A 14,456-nucleotide genomic window follows, 5' to 3' on the forward strand; every position below is an offset into this window, starting at 1 on the left:
CAGGAGCGTCCGCATGCTGTTCTCGATCTACCCCACGGATGCCGCCGCCACTCGGCGGGCCGTCATCGACCAGGTGCTCGCGACGGCACCGCGCCCGGCGCCGGCCGGCTCCGGCGACGAGCGGATGCTGTTCACCTCGCTGCACATGGTCGACACGGGTGAACTCGCCGTCTTCGGCGAGGTGCTGCGTGCGGCGCACGACGACGATGGCGTGACCTTCTGCGCCGACGTCTCGCCCGTCGCGCTCGAGCACGTCGTCGCCGGTGACGAAGGATGGGGGTGGCTGTCGCGCCGGGGCATCACGGCGCTGCGGCTCGACTACGGCTTCGGAGTCGACGAGATCCGTCGGGTCGCCGAGGCGTCGGGATGCCGGATCGCCGTCAACGCGAGCACGGTCGACGCGGCCTTCCTCGACGAGTTGGCGGGACTGCCCGTCTGGGGATGGCACAACTTCTATCCGCGACCCGAGACCGGGCTGACCGCGTCGTTCCTCGTGACGCAGTCGCGGCTGTTCCTCGACCGGGGGATTCCGGTTCTCGCGTTCATCCCCGGCGAGGGCGAGCTGCGGGCGCCGTTGCACCTCGGGCTGCCGACGCTCGAGGAGCAGCGGCACCGCAACGCGTGGCGTTCGTACGTGCAGCTGCGGCGGCTCGTTCCCGAGGCGGTCGTCGTCTGCGCCGAGGGCGTGGTCGCCGATGACCACGCGGACTGGATCGCGCAGTTCGAGGCGACGGGCACGGTGACGCTCCCGGTCGTGGGGCTGGACGCCGCGGCATCCGTCCTGCTGGAGCGGCCCTGGCGGTTGCGGGTCGAGGATGCGACGGCGGCGTTCCGGCTGGACGAGACGCGCGGCGGCATACGTCCGTCCCGCACCCGCAACGCGGACTCGCGTGAGCGTGGCAGCCTGCAGGTCGACCTCGACGCCTATGGCCGGTACCGGGGCGAGGTGCACCTCATGCGCACCGATCGTCCGCTCGACGCGGGCCAGGCGCGCATCGGCGAGGTCGCCGCCCCGTACCGCGGGATCGTCGACGATCTGCGCCCCGGCCAGACCGTCCGCCTGATCCCTCTCGCCGCCTGACCCGGCCCTCCTCCCGTCGACTCGCCACGAACTGCGGAGCCCGGGGTGCCCGCATCCGCACTCTCCGGCGACTCGACGGTTCTCTGGGTGGCGACATACGCTCGGGGCGTGCTGAACGGGGATGGCGAAGAGCCGCTGGAAGGCGGCAATGCGAGCGGCAGCGTGGTGCGCGTCGGCGACACCGTGCGCAAGACATGGACGGCGTCGACCCCCAGCGTCATCGCCTTCGTCGAGGCGCTCCGCGCGCAGGACGTCGACGCTCCTGAGCCCCGCGGGCGCGACGAGGCCGGTCGGCAGGTGACCGAGTTCGTCGACGGCGTGCTCGCGATCGACGCCGGCCCGATGGGCCTCGCTCAGCTGCATCGCGTGGGCGCGCTCGTGCGCCGCATCCACGACGCCGCGGCGGTGTTCGTCGCTCCCGCCGACGCGATCTGGGAGACGGCGATCACCGCTCCGGGTGACGAACTCATCTGTCACAACGACCTCGCGCCGTGGAATCTGGTGCTGGGCGAGCGCTGGGTCTTCATCGACTGGGATGCCGCGGCCCCCAGCACACGCTCGTGGGATCTCGCCTACGCGGCCCAGTCCTTCGCCCTCGGCGACCCCGGGGAGGATCCCGCGGTGGCCGCCGAGCGGCTGCGCTCGTTCGTCGACGGCTACGGGGCCCCGGCCGCGCTCCGCGCGCAGCTGCCCGAGACGATGAGCGCGCGCGTCGCGGCGATGCACGCCCTTCTCGAGAGCTCGCACCGGTCGGGCCGCGAACCGTGGGCCACGATGTACGTCGAGGGGCACGGCGAGCACTGGGCCGCCGTCCGCGACTTCGTCGACCGCCACCCCCCGACCTGGACCCGCGCCCTGACCCGATGACCCCCGACTCCTGCCCGCCGCATCCGCGCATCCTGGCGAGTCGACGAGCGCGCGCCGGGAGTTTCAGTTCGCGGCGTCGATCGACGCCTGGACGTCGGCGATGAACCCCGTCGCGGCGGTCTCCGGTGTCGTGCGCTCGAACATCACCTCCTGGAGATATCGCAAGAAGATCGCGTCGACATCGGATGTGCCCAGTGGCGGCGGCGCGGGGGCGGCGCCGAGCACGGGAACCCGCGACTCCGAGTAGGCCACGGCTTCAGCCTCTTCGGAGGTGAGGCCGGGCTTGATCAGATCGAGGTTCCTCGTGCTCGCGGGCAGGCCTCGCTCGCTGCCGATGATCTTCGTCGCCTCGGGGTCGTTCAGCAGGAAGTCCACCAGCGCGGCGGCCTCGGCGGGATGCCGCGACTGCGACGAGATCGACCAGTACATTCCCGGCTTGAAGTAGTCGAACGTGGGTTCGCCGTTGTCGTGGTTCGGCATCGGTACGAGTTCGATGTTCGCGCCCGATGCCTTCGCGTAGGCCGAGATCAGGGTCGCCGGCGCGAAGAACGACGCTGCCGTCCCGACCGAGAACGGCAACTGGTCGAGCGGAAGCGAGCTGGTCTCCGACCACACCGACGCCGGAGCCGACGCCCCGCTTCGTGTCAGGTCGAGGCTCGTCCGGAAGAAGTCGGCGACCGTCTCGGCCGAGACCGCGACCTCGTCACCGTCGTACAGCCGCTCGCCGACCTGACGCGCGAACAGCTGCAGCTGCCAGCTGCCGGAGAGGACGCTCGTGCCGTAGACCCCGGCCGGTGCGGCATCCGTGACGGTCTGGGCCCAGGTATCGAACTCGTCCCACGTCCACGACTGCGTGTGGTCGGGCAGAGGCACGCCGATGCTGTCGAGCAGATCCGTGTTGACCAGGAGCGCCGTGCTCGATGTCGAGATCGGGATCGCGTACAGGCGCTCGTCGTAGCGCCCCATCCGGAGGACCGAGTCGTCGAGGCCGGCGGTGTCGATGCGCAGAGCGTCGAGATCGCTGAGCGCTCCTCGCGCGGCGTAGGACGAGAGATAGAGCTCGTCCATCTGGATGACGTCCGCGGCGTTCTTGCCCGCCGTTGCGGTTGCGAGCTTCTCCCAGTAGCCGCTCCAGTCGGAGAACTCGGGGACGATGGTGATGTTCGGGTATTTCGCCTCGAAGAGATCGATGACCTGCTGCGTGCGCTCATGGCGGCTGTCGCCGCCCCACCACGCCATGCGTAGGGTGACCGGGCCGTCGCTGAGCTCGGTCGAGGCGGCTCGGTTGCCGACGCCGCATCCGGAGAGGGCCAGCAGGGCAGCGGCGCCGGCGGCGATGCCGGCGATCAGACGCTTCGGTACGTGCATGATGACACTCCTGTTTCGGGTTGTTCTGCGGGATGCGCGGGTCACTTCAGCCCGCTTGTGGCGATGCCGCGGATGAGGAACCGCTGGCCGAAGGCGAAGACGATGATCAGCGGGACGATCGAGACGACGCTCATCGCGAACATCGCGCCGAACGACGATGACGATTGCGCGTCGATGAACGACCGCAGCGCGATCGGCACCGTGTAGTTGTCGGGGCTCGTGAGGAAGATCAGCTGCGAGAAGAAGTCGTTCCACACCCAGATGAACGTGAAGATCGTCGTCGTCGCCAGCGCCGGAACCATGAGCGGCAGGATGATCTGGAAGAAGATGCGGGTATGCCCGGCGCCGTCGATCCGCGCCGCTTCATCCAGTTCGCGCGGCAGTCCGCGGATGAACTGCACCATGAGGAAGATGAAGAACGCGTCGGTTGCGAGGAACTTCGGCACGATCAGCGGCCAGAACGAGTCCGTGAGACCGACCTGCGCCCACAGGATGTACTGCGGCACGATCACGACGTGGATCGGGAGCATCAGCGTTGCCAGCATGTACACGAAGGCCGTCCGCTGGAAACGGAACCGCAATCGGGCGAAGGCGTACGCGGCGAGCGAGCAGCTGAACAGGTTGCCGATGATCGAGCCCACGACGACCAGGAGCGAATTGGCGATGTACTGTCCGAACGGAGCGCCGAGAGCGGTCCAGCCGTAGGCGTAGTTCTCCCAGACGAAGTCGGTCGGGATGGGCGAGGGGTTGCCGAAGATGCTGCCGTCGGGCCGTAGCGAGCTCACCACCATCCAGAGGACGGGGTAGAGCGAGACCACGACCACCGCGAGCATGAGAGCGTGGCGCAGGATGCCGCGCAGCCGTGCGCGCGAGGCGCCGCCGGGGCGGGCAGCTCGCTCTCCCCGCGTGCGGGCCGGTCGGCCGGTGATGAGGGTTTCAGTCGTCATAGTGCACCCAGTACTTCGAGAGCCAGAAGTTGATCGCCGTGACGGCGCCGATGATGAGCAGGAGAAGCCAGGCGAGAGCCGAGGCGTAGCCCATGCGGAAGGCCCCGAATCCTTCCTGGTAGAGGTAGAGCGTGTAGAACAGCAGCGAGTCCGCGGGTCCGCCTGACCCGCCCGACACGACGAAGGCCTGCGTGAACGCCGAGAAGGAGTTGATGACGGCGAGGACGAGGTTGAAGAAGATGATCGGAGTCAGGAGCGGAAGCGTGATCGCGCGGAACCGCGACCAGGCATGGGCGCCATCGACGGCAGCGGCTTCGTAGAGCTCGCCCGGGATCTGCCGCAGGCCCGCGAGGAAGATCACCATCGGTGAGCCGAACGTCCAGACGTGCAACAGGATGATGGTGCTCAGGGAGGTGTCGGGGCTGCCGATCCAACTGGTGTGCGACTCGATTCCCACGAAGCCGAGCAGGGAGTTGAAGAGTCCGTCTGCGCCGAAGATCAATCGCCAGAGCATGGCGATCGCGACGGACGTGCCCAGCAGGCTCGGGAGGTAGAACGCGGAGCGGTAGAACGGAAGCGCCCGCATCCCCTTGTCGAGCACCACCGCGAGGAGGAGCGCGATCGCCAGTTGCAGGGGCACCCCCACGACGACGTACGTGAAGGTGACGGCGAGGGAGGTGTGCAGCCGCGTGTCCGTCAGCATGCGCTCGTAGTTGGCGAGCCCGACCCATCCGGGGTCTTGCAGCAGGTTGTAGTCGGTGAACGACAGGTAGAGCGACATGATGATCGGCCCGAGCGTCAATGCAACCGCGCCAATGGCGAATGGTGCGAGGAACAGCACAGCCGCTTTGTTGTCGGGGAGTGGGATCCGCCGTCGCTCTCTGTCAGCGCTGCCGGTCGTTCGGGCTATGCGTCGCAGTTCGGCGATGCTCATCGGCCACGCATCCTCTCTGATGGCGGTGCGCAGGATCGTCGTCGCTCTGGTCGCGCCGGTAGGTCCTGCCATATTGACTAATACGTAGTAGTTATCGGTAGTAGGATGATGCCGACGAACGTCGATAGAGTCCATGCCAAGAAAGGCAGTCATGGGGAAACGGCCCACGAGCCGCGACGTCGCCGCCCGCGCGGGAGTCTCGCAGTCCACGGTCTCGCAGGTGTTCACGGGACGCGCGGGCATCTCTGCCGCCACACGTGAACGCGTGCTCGAGGCGGCTCGCGAGATCGACTACCGGCCGAACCTCGCCGCTCGCTCGATGCGCACGACGCGGACGGGCCGGCTCGCAGCGGTGCTGCCGATCACCGCGTTCCACTCGGCCCCGCTCATCGCCGGCACGATCGAACGCGCCCGAGCCGCCGGGTACGAGGTGGAGGTTCAGAGCATCCCCAACGCGCCGGATCAGCGTCGACCGCGACTGCTGGAGATGATCGACTCCCGTCAGTTCGAGGGCATCCTCTGCTATGCGCCCGTCCCCGGTGACGATCTGGCGCGTGTCGACCCGAACGTGCCGGTGCTGACGCTCGAGGAGTTCGACGACGACATGCGCGTCTCGGGGGAGATGCTCGACGTCCACCCGCTCGAGAGCATGGTGGAGCGGCTCGCCGAGCTCGGGCACCAGCGGTTCCTGCACATCACGGGTGCGCGGAGTTACCCCTCGGCGGACGCGCGGCGTCGGGCCTACGAAGCGACGGTCGCCCGGCTGGGAGTGGAGTCCGTCGGCGTCGTCGAGGGTGATTGGAGTGCGCAGTCGGGGCTCGACGCGATCCGTTCGCTCGGCGAGGCCTCGCTTCCGCTCGCCGTCATCGCCGCGAACGACTTCATCGCCACCGGCGTCATCCGCGGAGCGCTCGAACGAGGGTGGGCGGTCCCGGGCGACGTCAGTGTGACGGGGTGGGACGACTCGCCGACCAGCGCCTTCCAGATGCCCTCCCTCACGAGCGTCTCGATGGACTACGTCGAGCTCGGGCGCCGGACCGCCGACCGCCTCATCGCTCTCATGCGGGGTGAAGACCCGCCGGCCGCCACCGATCCGCTGCAGCATGTGGTCTGGCGCGAATCGACGGCGGCTCCCGCCCCGTCCTCCTGACGTCGAGTCGCCAGGTTCTGCGGGTCGGGCGTGCCCGGCATCCACGTTTTCTGGCGAGTTGACGGTGGCGCGGACCGCGGTTGGGGCGTACCGTTCGGGCATGCCCGCTCCGGTGCCGTACATCCATTTCGCCGGCGACGCCGCCGACGCGCTCCGCTTCTACCGGTCGGTGTTCGGGGGCGAGCTCCAGCTCCACACGTACGCCGACTTCGGTCGGGATGACGGTGCGCCCGAACTCATCGCGCACGGCGAGCTGCGCGGACCGGTCGACCTCTTCGGTGCCGATGATCCGACGGATGCCGCACCGCCGACGATGGCGGGGGTCATGCTCGCGCTCCTCGGAGCCGGCGACGAGGGGGCGTCGCGTCGATGGTTCGACGCATTGGCTGACGGCGGAGCGGTGATCGATCCCCTGCAGCGCCGGGCATGGGGCGACCACGACGGCCAGGTCAGAGACCGCTACGGTCTCACCTGGCTGATCGGGTTCTCTCCGGCATCCTGAGCTCGCTCGTCGACTCGCCAGAATCCGCGGGTGCGGTGCCCCCCGCATCCGCCGTTCCTGGCGACTCGACGGGGCCCGGCAGGGCGCGCCGCGGCGGGGCCAGGTCCTCGATCAGGAACTCGTCGAAGCAGGCGCGCAGCTCATCGGCCATGTCGAGCGCGGTGCGGTCGAGCAGCCATTGGATCTGGAGCCCGTCCCACACCGCGATCGACCGGGCCGCGGCACTGGGGATGTCGACGCCGTCGCGCAGACCGCCCTCGGCCCGGATGACGCTGAGCGCATCGACCACGATCTGTCGGCTGTTCTCGTAGCGCTTGCGGAAGAAGTCATGAGCCGGGTGGTCGGGCGAGGTCGCTTCGGCCGACAGGGTGCAGAACAGCTCGATGACGCCCGGGATCGTGGAGTTGTAGTCGGCGAGGGCGATGAGGTCGTCGAGCGCACCGCGCCCCGCGTGCTGCTCGAACGCGAACCTGCTGCGCGCGAGCTCGTCACGGTGGTCGAGTACGGCGAGCAGCAGCTCGGCCTTGTTGCGGAAGTGGTGCAGGAGACCGGCCTCGCTCATGTCGACGCGTTCGGCGATCTCACGGAGCGACCCCTTGCGGTAGCCCGCGCTCGCGAACACGGCGAACGCCGCATCGAGGATCAGCGTGCGGGTGCGCGCGCTCTTGGCGTACGGGCCTCGGGCGGTGGCGGTTCGGGGCGTCGGGGTCACGCGCGGCATCCCCTCATCCTGTCGGTAACCGCCCCGTCGCGCGGGGGCTCGCGCGGAAATGCGAAGCGTGTCGGTCGCGATCGGTGGGGCGCGAAAGGTCGCAGCGACCTGTCATCGGCCTTCGCGCAGGTGGTCGCGGTGCTTGGCCGCCTGCCGTGCGCGCACCCGCACCGCGACGGGTCCCGTCACGGTGAGCTCGTCCTCCCAGCATTCGATGCCGCGGATGTCGGGCAGTCGTCCCCGCGTGAACACGGGGTCGAGGCCCGCCCGCCTCTGCTCGCTGTAATCTCGGAGCAGGCGGAACGCGATGCCCGACAGCAGCGCGATCGCGACGAGGTTCGTCAGCGCCATCACGCCCATAACCCCATCGGCGAAATTCCACACGACATCGGCGCTGGAGACGGATCCCGCCAGCACCGCGACGACGACGAGCGCCCGGTACGCCGTCAGCAGGCCGCGGTCGGCGGAGATGAACTCGATGTTCGACTCGCCGTAGTAGTAGTTGCCGAGGATCGACGAGAACGCGAGCAGGAAGATGATGACGCTCAGGGCGATGCTCGACCAGCCGCCGAGCGTGTCGACGAGCGCTCCTTGCGTCAGGTCGATGCCGCGTGAGGCCCCGGCCAGGTCGGGGACGGACACCAGGATGATGAACGCCGTCACCGTGCAGACGAGGAAGGTGTCGAAGTAGACACCGAGGGTCTGCACGAGGCCCTGCTTGACCGGATGGGTGACAGCGGCGCTCGCGCCCGCGTTGGGGGCTGAGCCGAGCCCCGCTTCATTCGAGAACATGCCGCGCTTCACGCCGGTGAGCACGATGTAGCCGAACGTCGCACCGACGACCTCGTTGAAACCCCAGGCCGAGGTGAAGATCTCGGCGAACACCGGGCCGATGCGATCGAGGTGCAGCACCACGACGATCACGCCGATCACGAGGTACCCGACGGCCATGATCGGCACGAGCAGCTGCGTCACCGATGCGATGCGTCGGACCCCGCCGAACACGACGAGACCCGTCAGCACGGCGAGGCCGACGCCGATGACCCATGTCAGCCAGGGCAGGTCGCCGGCGCTCGAGCCGACCGTGGCGCTGATCGTGGCCACGATCGTGTTGGCCTGCAACGAGCTGAAGGCGAATGGGAAGCAGGCGATCAGGATGACGGCGAACAGGATGCCGAGCCAGCGGGCGCCCAGCCCACGCTGCATGTAGTACGCCGGTCCGCCGCGGAAGCTCCCGCGGTCGCGGGTCTTGAACAGCTGAGCCAGCGACGACTCGATGAAGCTCGACGCGCCGCCTACGAAGCCCATCACCCACATCCAGAAGACCGCGCCGGGGCCGCCGACCGCGATGGCGGTGCCGACACCCGCGATGTTGCCGACCCCCACCCGCGAGGCCGCCGAGATGGTGAAGGCCTGGAACGCCGAGACCGACTGCGGCTTCCCGTCGGCGGTCTGCGGGGTCTTGTCGGTCAGCGTCCGGAACATCTCGGGGATGAGGCGGAACTGCACGACGCCGGAGCGGACCGTGAAGTAGATCCCCAGGGCGACGACCACCGGGAGGATGATCCAGGTCCACAGATGGTCACCCCACGTGAGCAGCCAGTCGTTTACGGCGTCCATGCCCGTCAGTATGGCCAGTCGGGATGCCGCGTGCGAGGGCCCCGGACGTCATGCACGCATGCGGTCGATTCGGTACGACGGGGCGGCGAAGGGACCGCCCTCGCGCTCGTAGACGACGCGCGTGTGACGACGGTCGATCGAGCCCTGCCAGAACTCCACGCGGGTCGCCTCGATGCGCCAGAGCGCCCAGTCGCCGTCTGCGACGTCCCGGCGTGCCGCCTCCGACCGCGCCGCGAGGTCTGCCGCGGTGTCGTCAGCGCTGGCCGCGTGCACCGACCCGCGCACGCGAACGGCTCGCATGACCGGCTGCCACCAGAACGCCAGCGCGGCCACGGGGTGGACGGCGAGCTGCCCGCCTTTGGCGGACGAACGTGTGCTCGCGAACGCCCAGCCGCGGTCGTCGACGTTCTTGACGATCAGCGTGCGCGCGTCGGGGACGCCGTCGGAGTCGACCGTCGCCAGGGTCGCTGCGTGCGGTTCGGCGACGCCCGCGGCGGCTGCCTGATGGATCCATTCCTCGAACAGCGTCACCGGCGACGCGGGGAGCCGCTCGGTGTCGAGGGCCGGAGGCGTGCCGGTCAGCGAGGGTTGCGAGCGAAGCCAGTCGCGCAGCGCACTCATGCCGCGAGCCAGCTGGTGTCGGCGAAGAGGTCGCGCAGCTCATTGACGAGTCGAGCGGTGTGGAAGCCGTCGGCGGCGGCGTGATGCACCTGCACGGCGACGGGCAGCAGCATCCGTCCATCTCGCTCGCGGTAGCGCCCGAGCGTGAAGATCGGTGCGAGATGAGTCCCGCCGCCGTCGACGTTCAGATTGAATCCCGTGAAATCGGTCCACGGCAGGCTCGAGACGTCGAAGCTGTTCGGAGGCGGCGGACCCTGCGGGAAGAGCTCGGCGCTGCCGGCGTGGTCGGCGATCACCCGGGCTGCGGCGTCATGGAAAGACGCGAAGTCGGGGTCGAACCCCACCGAGACGCTCGAGAACGTCTCGGTGTCGGGATGGAACACCGTGAAAGACGGGTGCACCACCGGCCACACCGCCGGAGCGTCGTCGCCGGTCAGGGCCATGCGGAACTCGGTGTGGCGGTTGACGACCGACGCGATCGCCCAGATCTGGGCGATGTAGGTGCGCCGTCCGGAGGCGCGAATCGCCGCGACGAACTCGGTCACGTCGATCTCCACCGTCATCGCGTACGTGCAGCGAACGGTGCGGAGGTAGTGCTCGAAGTGCCGCCGTCGGGGCCAGGTGTCGAGGTCGATGGGGGTGGCGTCGTCCATGACCCCATCCTCGCAAAGCGCTCGTCGCCCCGATGATGCGCGAGAGTAGGCATCATGACCGACAACAAGCCCTCCGTCCTCTTCGTCTGCGTGCACAACGCCGGCCGGTCGCAGATGGCCGCCGGCTTCCTCCGCGACATCGCCGGTGACCGTGTCGAGGTCCGCTCCGCCGGTTCGATGCCCGCCGGCCAGATCAATCCGGTCGCGGTCGCGGCGATGGCCGAGGTGGGCATCGACATCACCGGCGAGCAGCCGAAGGTCCTCACGACCGAAGCCGTGCAGGCATCCGACGTCGTCATCACGATGGGATGCGGCGACGCCTGCCCGTTCTTCCCCGGCAAGCGCTACGAGGACTGGAAGCTCGACGACCCGGCCGGGCAGGGCATCGACGCGGTGCGCCCGATTCGAGACGACATCCGCGAGCGCATCCAGCAACTGGTCGACGAGCTGATCTGACCGTGCCGCGCCGCTGTCGCCGGCGTCGCCGAGACGACGACTGCCCGCAGCGGACGGATGTCCACCACGGGCAGTCGCATCGGCCGCCGGAGGGCGGTGCCGGGAAGCGTCAGCGTGCGGCGCCGGCGAGGGTGCCGGTGACCTGACCCTGCGGGTCGCCGATCAGGCAGAGGATCTCGCGGTCGCCCGCGTCCCAGCTGCCCGCGGTCGGGACGTAGTAGTTGAAACCGAGCACCGACTCTTCGTACGAGATGCCGACGAAGGGGGTGAACGCGTCGTAGCAGACCTGCTCGGCCTCGGCCTGGGCCGCCTCGACACCGGGGAACTCGTCACCCTCGATGTTCTGGGCGTGGAAGGCCTCGAGGTCGTGCGGGTCGCTGCAGGGCACGGTCGGGGCCTCGGTGACCTCGGTGTCGGCGGTGCCCGAGTCGAGCATGCAGTCGCCCACGCGGATCGCGAAGACGTCGGTGCTCTCGTTCGACTCGGCGATCGCGCCGGACTCGTCGCGGACGGGGGCGGCGGCTCCGCCATCGTTGAAGGCGTTGAGCGCGGAGCAACCGGTCGCGAGCAGAGCGACGGTCAGTGCGGCGGCGGGTAGGGCGAGGAGTCGACGAGCAGTGTTCACGTCGAACGACTCTAGCCAAATTCGGCAGATTCTGGGAAATGCTGATGATTTTGCTGAGTGTTCATCGTCCCGCCGCCTGAAACGCTTCACGCGACGCCCGGAACCTCATCGAGCGCGGTGTAGACGGGGATGCCCCGCTCTCGTGCGATCGCGACGTCCTGATCCGCGCCACGCGACTCTCCCGGTAAGCGCAGGACGGCATCGCAACGCTGCAGCAAGCGGTGCGCAACCGGATACATCACCTTCTCGGCGAGCGGGTCGGAGGGGCCGGCCGCCCCCGCGCTCGCGAGTACGGGGAGGGCGACCCATTCCCCGATCATCGGGATGTGTCCCGCAGCGAAGAGGGGCCAGGCAGCCTCCTCCAAGCGGTCCAGATTGCGCCGCATCAGCGCGGGGTCGCCGCCGGTGCCCGAGGCATAGGGTCCGGCGATGAGGATCATGAGGGGTGCCGTGGTGGCGGATTCGGTCATGGGTCGAATAATATGCATAAACGTGCAAGAACGTGAAGGAGTCGGAATGCTCGCCGCATCGAGGAAAGACCTGCTGCTCGCCCGGCTTCGCGCCGACGGCCGCATCGTCGCCAAGGAGCTGGCCGCTGAGCTGGGCGTTTCCGAAGACAGCATCCGCCGCGATCTGCGCGAGCTGGATGCCGCCGGCCTCGCGGTGCGCGTCTACGGCGGAGCGGTTCCCGCCTCGCCCGCCGTCGCCGACTACGCGTCTCGCCAGACGGTCGCCACCGAGAGCAAGCAGCGCATCGCGCGATTCGCCGCGAGCCTCATCGAACCGGGCAGCACCGTCATCATCGACGGCGGGACGACCGCCCTCGCGACGGTGCGGGCGCTCGATCCCATGCTGGACTGCACGATCGTGACCCACAGCCCGACCGTGGCGGCAGCTCTTCTCCATCACGCCGCCGACGTCATCATCATCGGCGGCCGGCTCTTCAAGCACTCGGCGGTCGCGAGCGGTGCGGCCGCGGTCGAAGCCGCCCGCATGGTGCGAGCCGACCGGTTCCTCCTCGGCGTCACCGGCATCCACGCCGACGCGGGCCTGACGACCGGCGATGCCGACGAGGCGGCGATGAAGCGCGCGCTCGCCGAGCGGTCCGCCGAGACCTACGTCTTGGGCAGCGAGGAGAAGATCGGCGCCGTCTCGCCCTTCGCGGTGCTGCCGTTCGACGCGGTCACGGGGGTCATCGTCGACCCCGCGGCTCCGGCCAACAGCCTGGACGCCCTCGAACGCCGCGGCGTGCCGTTGCTCCGTGCCGTTGCTCCGTGCCGGGTGACGGGGCGGGGTGACGGCGGGGCGGCCGCTCGTTAGGCTGTGTCGCATGCAATGCCGGTGAACCGCCTCCGATCCCCATCCGCGCGTCGACGACGACGCGATCGAAAGGCTCACCCATGCACGCTTCCTCTCCCTCTGCCCTTCCGCTGAGCGGTAAGACCGCCCTCGTCACGGGCGTCTCGCGCCGCCGCGGCATCGGCTTCGCCGTCGCGACGACACTCGCCGGACTCGGCGCGAGCGTCGTCGTCCACCACCACCGCCCCCATGATCTCGACCTGCCGTGGGGCGGCGACGACCTCGACGCCGTGCGAGCCGGCATCCTCTCCCACCTCGTGGGCGATGCGGGCTTCGCCGACATCGCCGGGGATCTGAGCGCGGCGACGGCGGCGGACGACCTGATCGACGAGGCCGCGGCGCTCACCGGCGGGCTCGACATCCTCGTCTGCAACCACGCCAAGAGCGGCGACGACGGCAGCATCCTCGATATGACGCCCGAGCGCCTCGACGCGTTCTGGGACGTCAACACCCGGGCGACGCTCCTTCTCACCGCGGCATTCGCTCGGCGCTTCGCCGAGCCGCCTGCCTCCGAGACGCCTCGCCGGCCGGGCGACCGGATCGCCGGCGCGAAGCCCTACGACGCGCCGCAGGGGCACGTCGTGTGGATGACGTCCGGGCAGATCCACGGACCCATGGTCGGCGAAGTGGCCTACGCGACGAGCAAGGCCGCGCTCGCCGGTGTCACGAGAACGGTGGCCGCGGAGCTGCTCGAGCTCGGCATCATCCTCAACACCGTGAATCCCGGACCGGTGAACACCGGCTACCTCGACCCCGACACGACCGACCGCTCGCTCGACGATCTCGACGACTGGTTGGCGACGACGGCGTTCGGGCGGGTCGGGCGGCCCCAGGACCCCGCTGAGCTGATCGGATGGCTCTGTAGCCCGTCGGGGTCGTGGCTCGTCGGTCAGGTGCTCACGAGCGACGGCGGTTTCAGCCTCAGCTGACCGGCGGTCCAGCGGGAGGCGGGCGTCGTCGGCCCCCCTTGTCGCTCATCACATGCCGGGATACCGTCGGCCTCGACGAGACATACGACACGAAATGAGGGGTTTCATGGCCGATTTGATCGTGATTGCATTCGACAGCGAAGCGGACGCCGAGGCCGCGTACAACGAAATCCAAGTCCTCCAGAACGACCTCGTGGTCGAGCTCGCCGGGCTGGCACTGGTCAAGGTCGACGACGAGGGCAAGACGAAGGTCGAGTATCCGGGCGTCGTCGGCAAGGTCGGTGCGGGTGCCGCGGGCGGGGCGCTGTTCGGCGCCCTGATCGGCATCCTCTTCTTCGTGCCGATCGCCGGGCTCGTCTTCGGAGGATTGTTCGGGGCCCTCTTCGCCGGCCTCGACAAGACGAATCTGGATGCCGAATTCCGCGACCGTGTGAAATCGGCGGTCTCCGCCGGAAAATCGGCCGTCGTGCTCTACGCGACCAAGATCACGACGGACAAGTTCGCGTCCGCCCTCGCCGGGTACAACGGCACCGTCGTGCAGACCTCGCTCTCGGAGAAGGACGAGCGGGAGCTCATCCACGACCTCAGCGGCGCGCGGTAACAGTCCGGGGCGCGTTCGGGTCGGGGTGTCG

Annotated in this window: 17 protein-coding genes; 8 read left to right on the forward strand and 9 right to left on the reverse strand. The window is 69.0% G+C overall.

Going from position 1 to position 14,456, the window contains the following annotated elements:
• The first annotated feature begins 13 nt into the window (after positions 1 to 13).
• On the forward strand, positions 14 to 1,081 hold the full coding sequence (locus DEU36_RS10470) for a MupG family TIM beta-alpha barrel fold protein (protein ID WP_120264091.1): 1,068 nt from the start codon (positions 14 to 16) through the stop codon (positions 1,079 to 1,081).
• 108 nt (positions 1,082 to 1,189) lie between these two features.
• Positions 1,190 to 1,948: a phosphotransferase gene (locus DEU36_RS10475; RefSeq protein ID WP_259455306.1), complete on the forward strand. Its 759-nt coding sequence runs from the start codon at positions 1,190 to 1,192 to the stop codon at positions 1,946 to 1,948.
• 63 nt (positions 1,949 to 2,011) lie between these two features.
• On the opposite strand, the gene DEU36_RS10480 is transcribed toward DEU36_RS10475, so the two are convergent.
• The 3 genes from DEU36_RS10480 to DEU36_RS10490 are packed head-to-tail and all read right to left on the reverse strand — an operon-like array spanning position 2,012 to position 5,197.
• Positions 2,012 to 3,316 (reverse strand): ABC transporter substrate-binding protein, encoded by a 1,305-nt coding sequence (locus tag DEU36_RS10480; RefSeq protein ID WP_120264092.1) that lies wholly within the window; start codon positions 3,314 to 3,316, stop codon positions 2,012 to 2,014.
• Between the two features lie 41 nt (positions 3,317 to 3,357).
• Positions 3,358 to 4,263: a carbohydrate ABC transporter permease gene (locus tag DEU36_RS10485; RefSeq protein ID WP_120264093.1), complete on the reverse strand. Its 906-nt coding sequence runs from the start codon at positions 4,261 to 4,263 to the stop codon at positions 3,358 to 3,360.
• Positions 4,253 to 5,197, reverse strand: coding sequence for a carbohydrate ABC transporter permease (locus DEU36_RS10490; protein ID WP_120264094.1), 945 nt, complete (start codon positions 5,195 to 5,197; stop codon positions 4,253 to 4,255). Before DEU36_RS10490 ends, DEU36_RS10485 begins: the two co-directional genes overlap by 11 nt.
• A 151-nt stretch (positions 5,198 to 5,348) precedes the next feature.
• Here DEU36_RS10490 and DEU36_RS10495 point away from each other — a divergent pair, with 151 nt between their 5' ends.
• Both DEU36_RS10495 and DEU36_RS10500 read left to right on the forward strand, forming a co-directional pair.
• Entirely contained in the window at positions 5,349 to 6,347 is a 999-nt protein-coding gene (locus DEU36_RS10495) for a LacI family DNA-binding transcriptional regulator (protein ID WP_120264095.1), read from the forward strand.
• Positions 6,348 to 6,447: 100 nt separating this feature from the next.
• Positions 6,448 to 6,849 (forward strand): VOC family protein, encoded by a 402-nt coding sequence (locus tag DEU36_RS10500; RefSeq protein WP_120264096.1) that lies wholly within the window; start codon positions 6,448 to 6,450, stop codon positions 6,847 to 6,849.
• Here the strand turns inward: DEU36_RS10500 and DEU36_RS10505 are convergent.
• The 4 genes from DEU36_RS10505 to catA all read right to left on the reverse strand — a co-directional run bounded on the left by DEU36_RS10505 (position 6,815) and on the right by catA (position 10,455).
• Positions 6,815 to 7,570, reverse strand: a complete 756-nt coding sequence (locus tag DEU36_RS10505) for a TetR/AcrR family transcriptional regulator (protein ID WP_120264097.1) — start codon at positions 7,568 to 7,570, stop codon at positions 6,815 to 6,817. The two genes, DEU36_RS10500 and DEU36_RS10505, sit on opposite strands and share 35 nt — an antisense overlap.
• A gap of 102 nt (positions 7,571 to 7,672) precedes the next feature.
• Positions 7,673 to 9,181 carry a sodium:alanine symporter family protein gene (locus DEU36_RS10510; RefSeq protein WP_120264098.1) on the reverse strand — a complete coding sequence of 503 codons (1,509 nt, stop codon included), beginning with the start codon at positions 9,179 to 9,181 and terminating at the stop codon, positions 7,673 to 7,675.
• 48 nt (positions 9,182 to 9,229) lie between these two features.
• Positions 9,230 to 9,802 carry a pyridoxal 5'-phosphate synthase gene (locus DEU36_RS10515; protein ID WP_120264099.1) on the reverse strand — a complete coding sequence of 191 codons (573 nt, stop codon included), beginning with the start codon at positions 9,800 to 9,802 and terminating at the stop codon, positions 9,230 to 9,232.
• Positions 9,799 to 10,455, reverse strand: a complete 657-nt coding sequence (gene catA, locus DEU36_RS10520; RefSeq protein WP_120264100.1) for a type A chloramphenicol O-acetyltransferase — start codon at positions 10,453 to 10,455, stop codon at positions 9,799 to 9,801. Before catA ends, DEU36_RS10515 begins: the two co-directional genes overlap by 4 nt.
• Positions 10,456 to 10,509: 54 nt before the next feature.
• Here catA and DEU36_RS10525 point away from each other — a divergent pair, with 54 nt between their 5' ends.
• Entirely contained in the window at positions 10,510 to 10,911 is a 402-nt protein-coding gene (locus DEU36_RS10525) for an arsenate reductase ArsC (protein WP_120264101.1), read from the forward strand.
• Positions 10,912 to 11,020: 109 nt separating this feature from the next.
• Here the strand turns inward: DEU36_RS10525 and DEU36_RS10530 are convergent, their stop codons facing one another.
• Both DEU36_RS10530 and DEU36_RS10535 read right to left on the reverse strand, forming a co-directional pair.
• On the reverse strand, positions 11,021 to 11,536 hold the full coding sequence (locus tag DEU36_RS10530; RefSeq protein WP_120264102.1) for a septum formation family protein: 516 nt from the start codon (positions 11,534 to 11,536) through the stop codon (positions 11,021 to 11,023).
• A gap of 86 nt (positions 11,537 to 11,622) precedes the next feature.
• Positions 11,623 to 12,006, reverse strand: coding sequence for a DUF4406 domain-containing protein (locus DEU36_RS10535; protein WP_259455307.1), 384 nt, complete (start codon positions 12,004 to 12,006; stop codon positions 11,623 to 11,625).
• A gap of 46 nt (positions 12,007 to 12,052) precedes the next feature.
• Between DEU36_RS10535 and DEU36_RS10540 the strand changes: the two genes are divergently transcribed.
• The 3 genes from DEU36_RS10540 to DEU36_RS10550 all read left to right on the forward strand — a co-directional run bounded on the left by DEU36_RS10540 (position 12,053) and on the right by DEU36_RS10550 (position 14,425).
• Positions 12,053 to 12,856: a DeoR/GlpR family DNA-binding transcription regulator gene (locus tag DEU36_RS10540; RefSeq protein ID WP_120264103.1), complete on the forward strand. Its 804-nt coding sequence runs from the start codon at positions 12,053 to 12,055 to the stop codon at positions 12,854 to 12,856.
• Positions 12,857 to 12,936: 80 nt separating this feature from the next.
• Positions 12,937 to 13,824: an SDR family oxidoreductase gene (locus tag DEU36_RS10545; RefSeq protein ID WP_120264104.1), complete on the forward strand. Its 888-nt coding sequence runs from the start codon at positions 12,937 to 12,939 to the stop codon at positions 13,822 to 13,824.
• Positions 13,825 to 13,930: 106 nt separating this feature from the next.
• Positions 13,931 to 14,425, forward strand: coding sequence for a DUF1269 domain-containing protein (locus DEU36_RS10550; protein ID WP_120264105.1), 495 nt, complete (start codon positions 13,931 to 13,933; stop codon positions 14,423 to 14,425).
• The last annotated feature ends 31 nt before the right edge of the window (positions 14,426 to 14,456 follow it).

Source organism: Microbacterium sp. AG238 (assembly GCF_003610405.1).
In the GTDB taxonomy this organism is placed as follows: Bacteria; Actinomycetota; Actinomycetes; order Actinomycetales; family Microbacteriaceae; genus Microbacterium.

Coding starts and splice junctions, on each gene's coding strand:
- DEU36_RS10470 (WP_120264091.1), top strand. CDS start 14: ATGCTGTTCTCGATCTACCCCACGGATGCCGCCGCCACTCGGCGGGCC.
- DEU36_RS10480 (WP_120264092.1), bottom strand. CDS start 3,316: ATGCACGTACCGAAGCGTCTGATCGCCGGCATCGCCGCCGGCGCCGCT.
- DEU36_RS10485 (WP_120264093.1), bottom strand. CDS start 4,263: ATGACGACTGAAACCCTCATCACCGGCCGACCGGCCCGCACGCGGGGA.
- DEU36_RS10490 (WP_120264094.1), bottom strand. CDS start 5,197: ATGAGCATCGCCGAACTGCGACGCATAGCCCGAACGACCGGCAGCGCT.
- DEU36_RS10495 (WP_120264095.1), top strand. CDS start 5,349: ATGGGGAAACGGCCCACGAGCCGCGACGTCGCCGCCCGCGCGGGAGTC.
- DEU36_RS10500 (WP_120264096.1), top strand. CDS start 6,448: ATGCCCGCTCCGGTGCCGTACATCCATTTCGCCGGCGACGCCGCCGAC.
- DEU36_RS10505 (WP_120264097.1), bottom strand. CDS start 7,570: ATGCCGCGCGTGACCCCGACGCCCCGAACCGCCACCGCCCGAGGCCCG.
- DEU36_RS10510 (WP_120264098.1), bottom strand. CDS start 9,181: ATGGACGCCGTAAACGACTGGCTGCTCACGTGGGGTGACCATCTGTGG.
- DEU36_RS10515 (WP_120264099.1), bottom strand. CDS start 9,802: ATGAGTGCGCTGCGCGACTGGCTTCGCTCGCAACCCTCGCTGACCGGC.
- catA (WP_120264100.1), bottom strand. CDS start 10,455: ATGGACGACGCCACCCCCATCGACCTCGACACCTGGCCCCGACGGCGG.
- DEU36_RS10525 (WP_120264101.1), top strand. CDS start 10,510: ATGACCGACAACAAGCCCTCCGTCCTCTTCGTCTGCGTGCACAACGCC.
- DEU36_RS10535 (WP_259455307.1), bottom strand. CDS start 12,006: ATGACCGAATCCGCCACCACGGCACCCCTCATGATCCTCATCGCCGGA.
- DEU36_RS10540 (WP_120264103.1), top strand. CDS start 12,053: ATGCTCGCCGCATCGAGGAAAGACCTGCTGCTCGCCCGGCTTCGCGCC.
- DEU36_RS10545 (WP_120264104.1), top strand. CDS start 12,937: ATGCACGCTTCCTCTCCCTCTGCCCTTCCGCTGAGCGGTAAGACCGCC.
- DEU36_RS10550 (WP_120264105.1), top strand. CDS start 13,931: ATGGCCGATTTGATCGTGATTGCATTCGACAGCGAAGCGGACGCCGAG.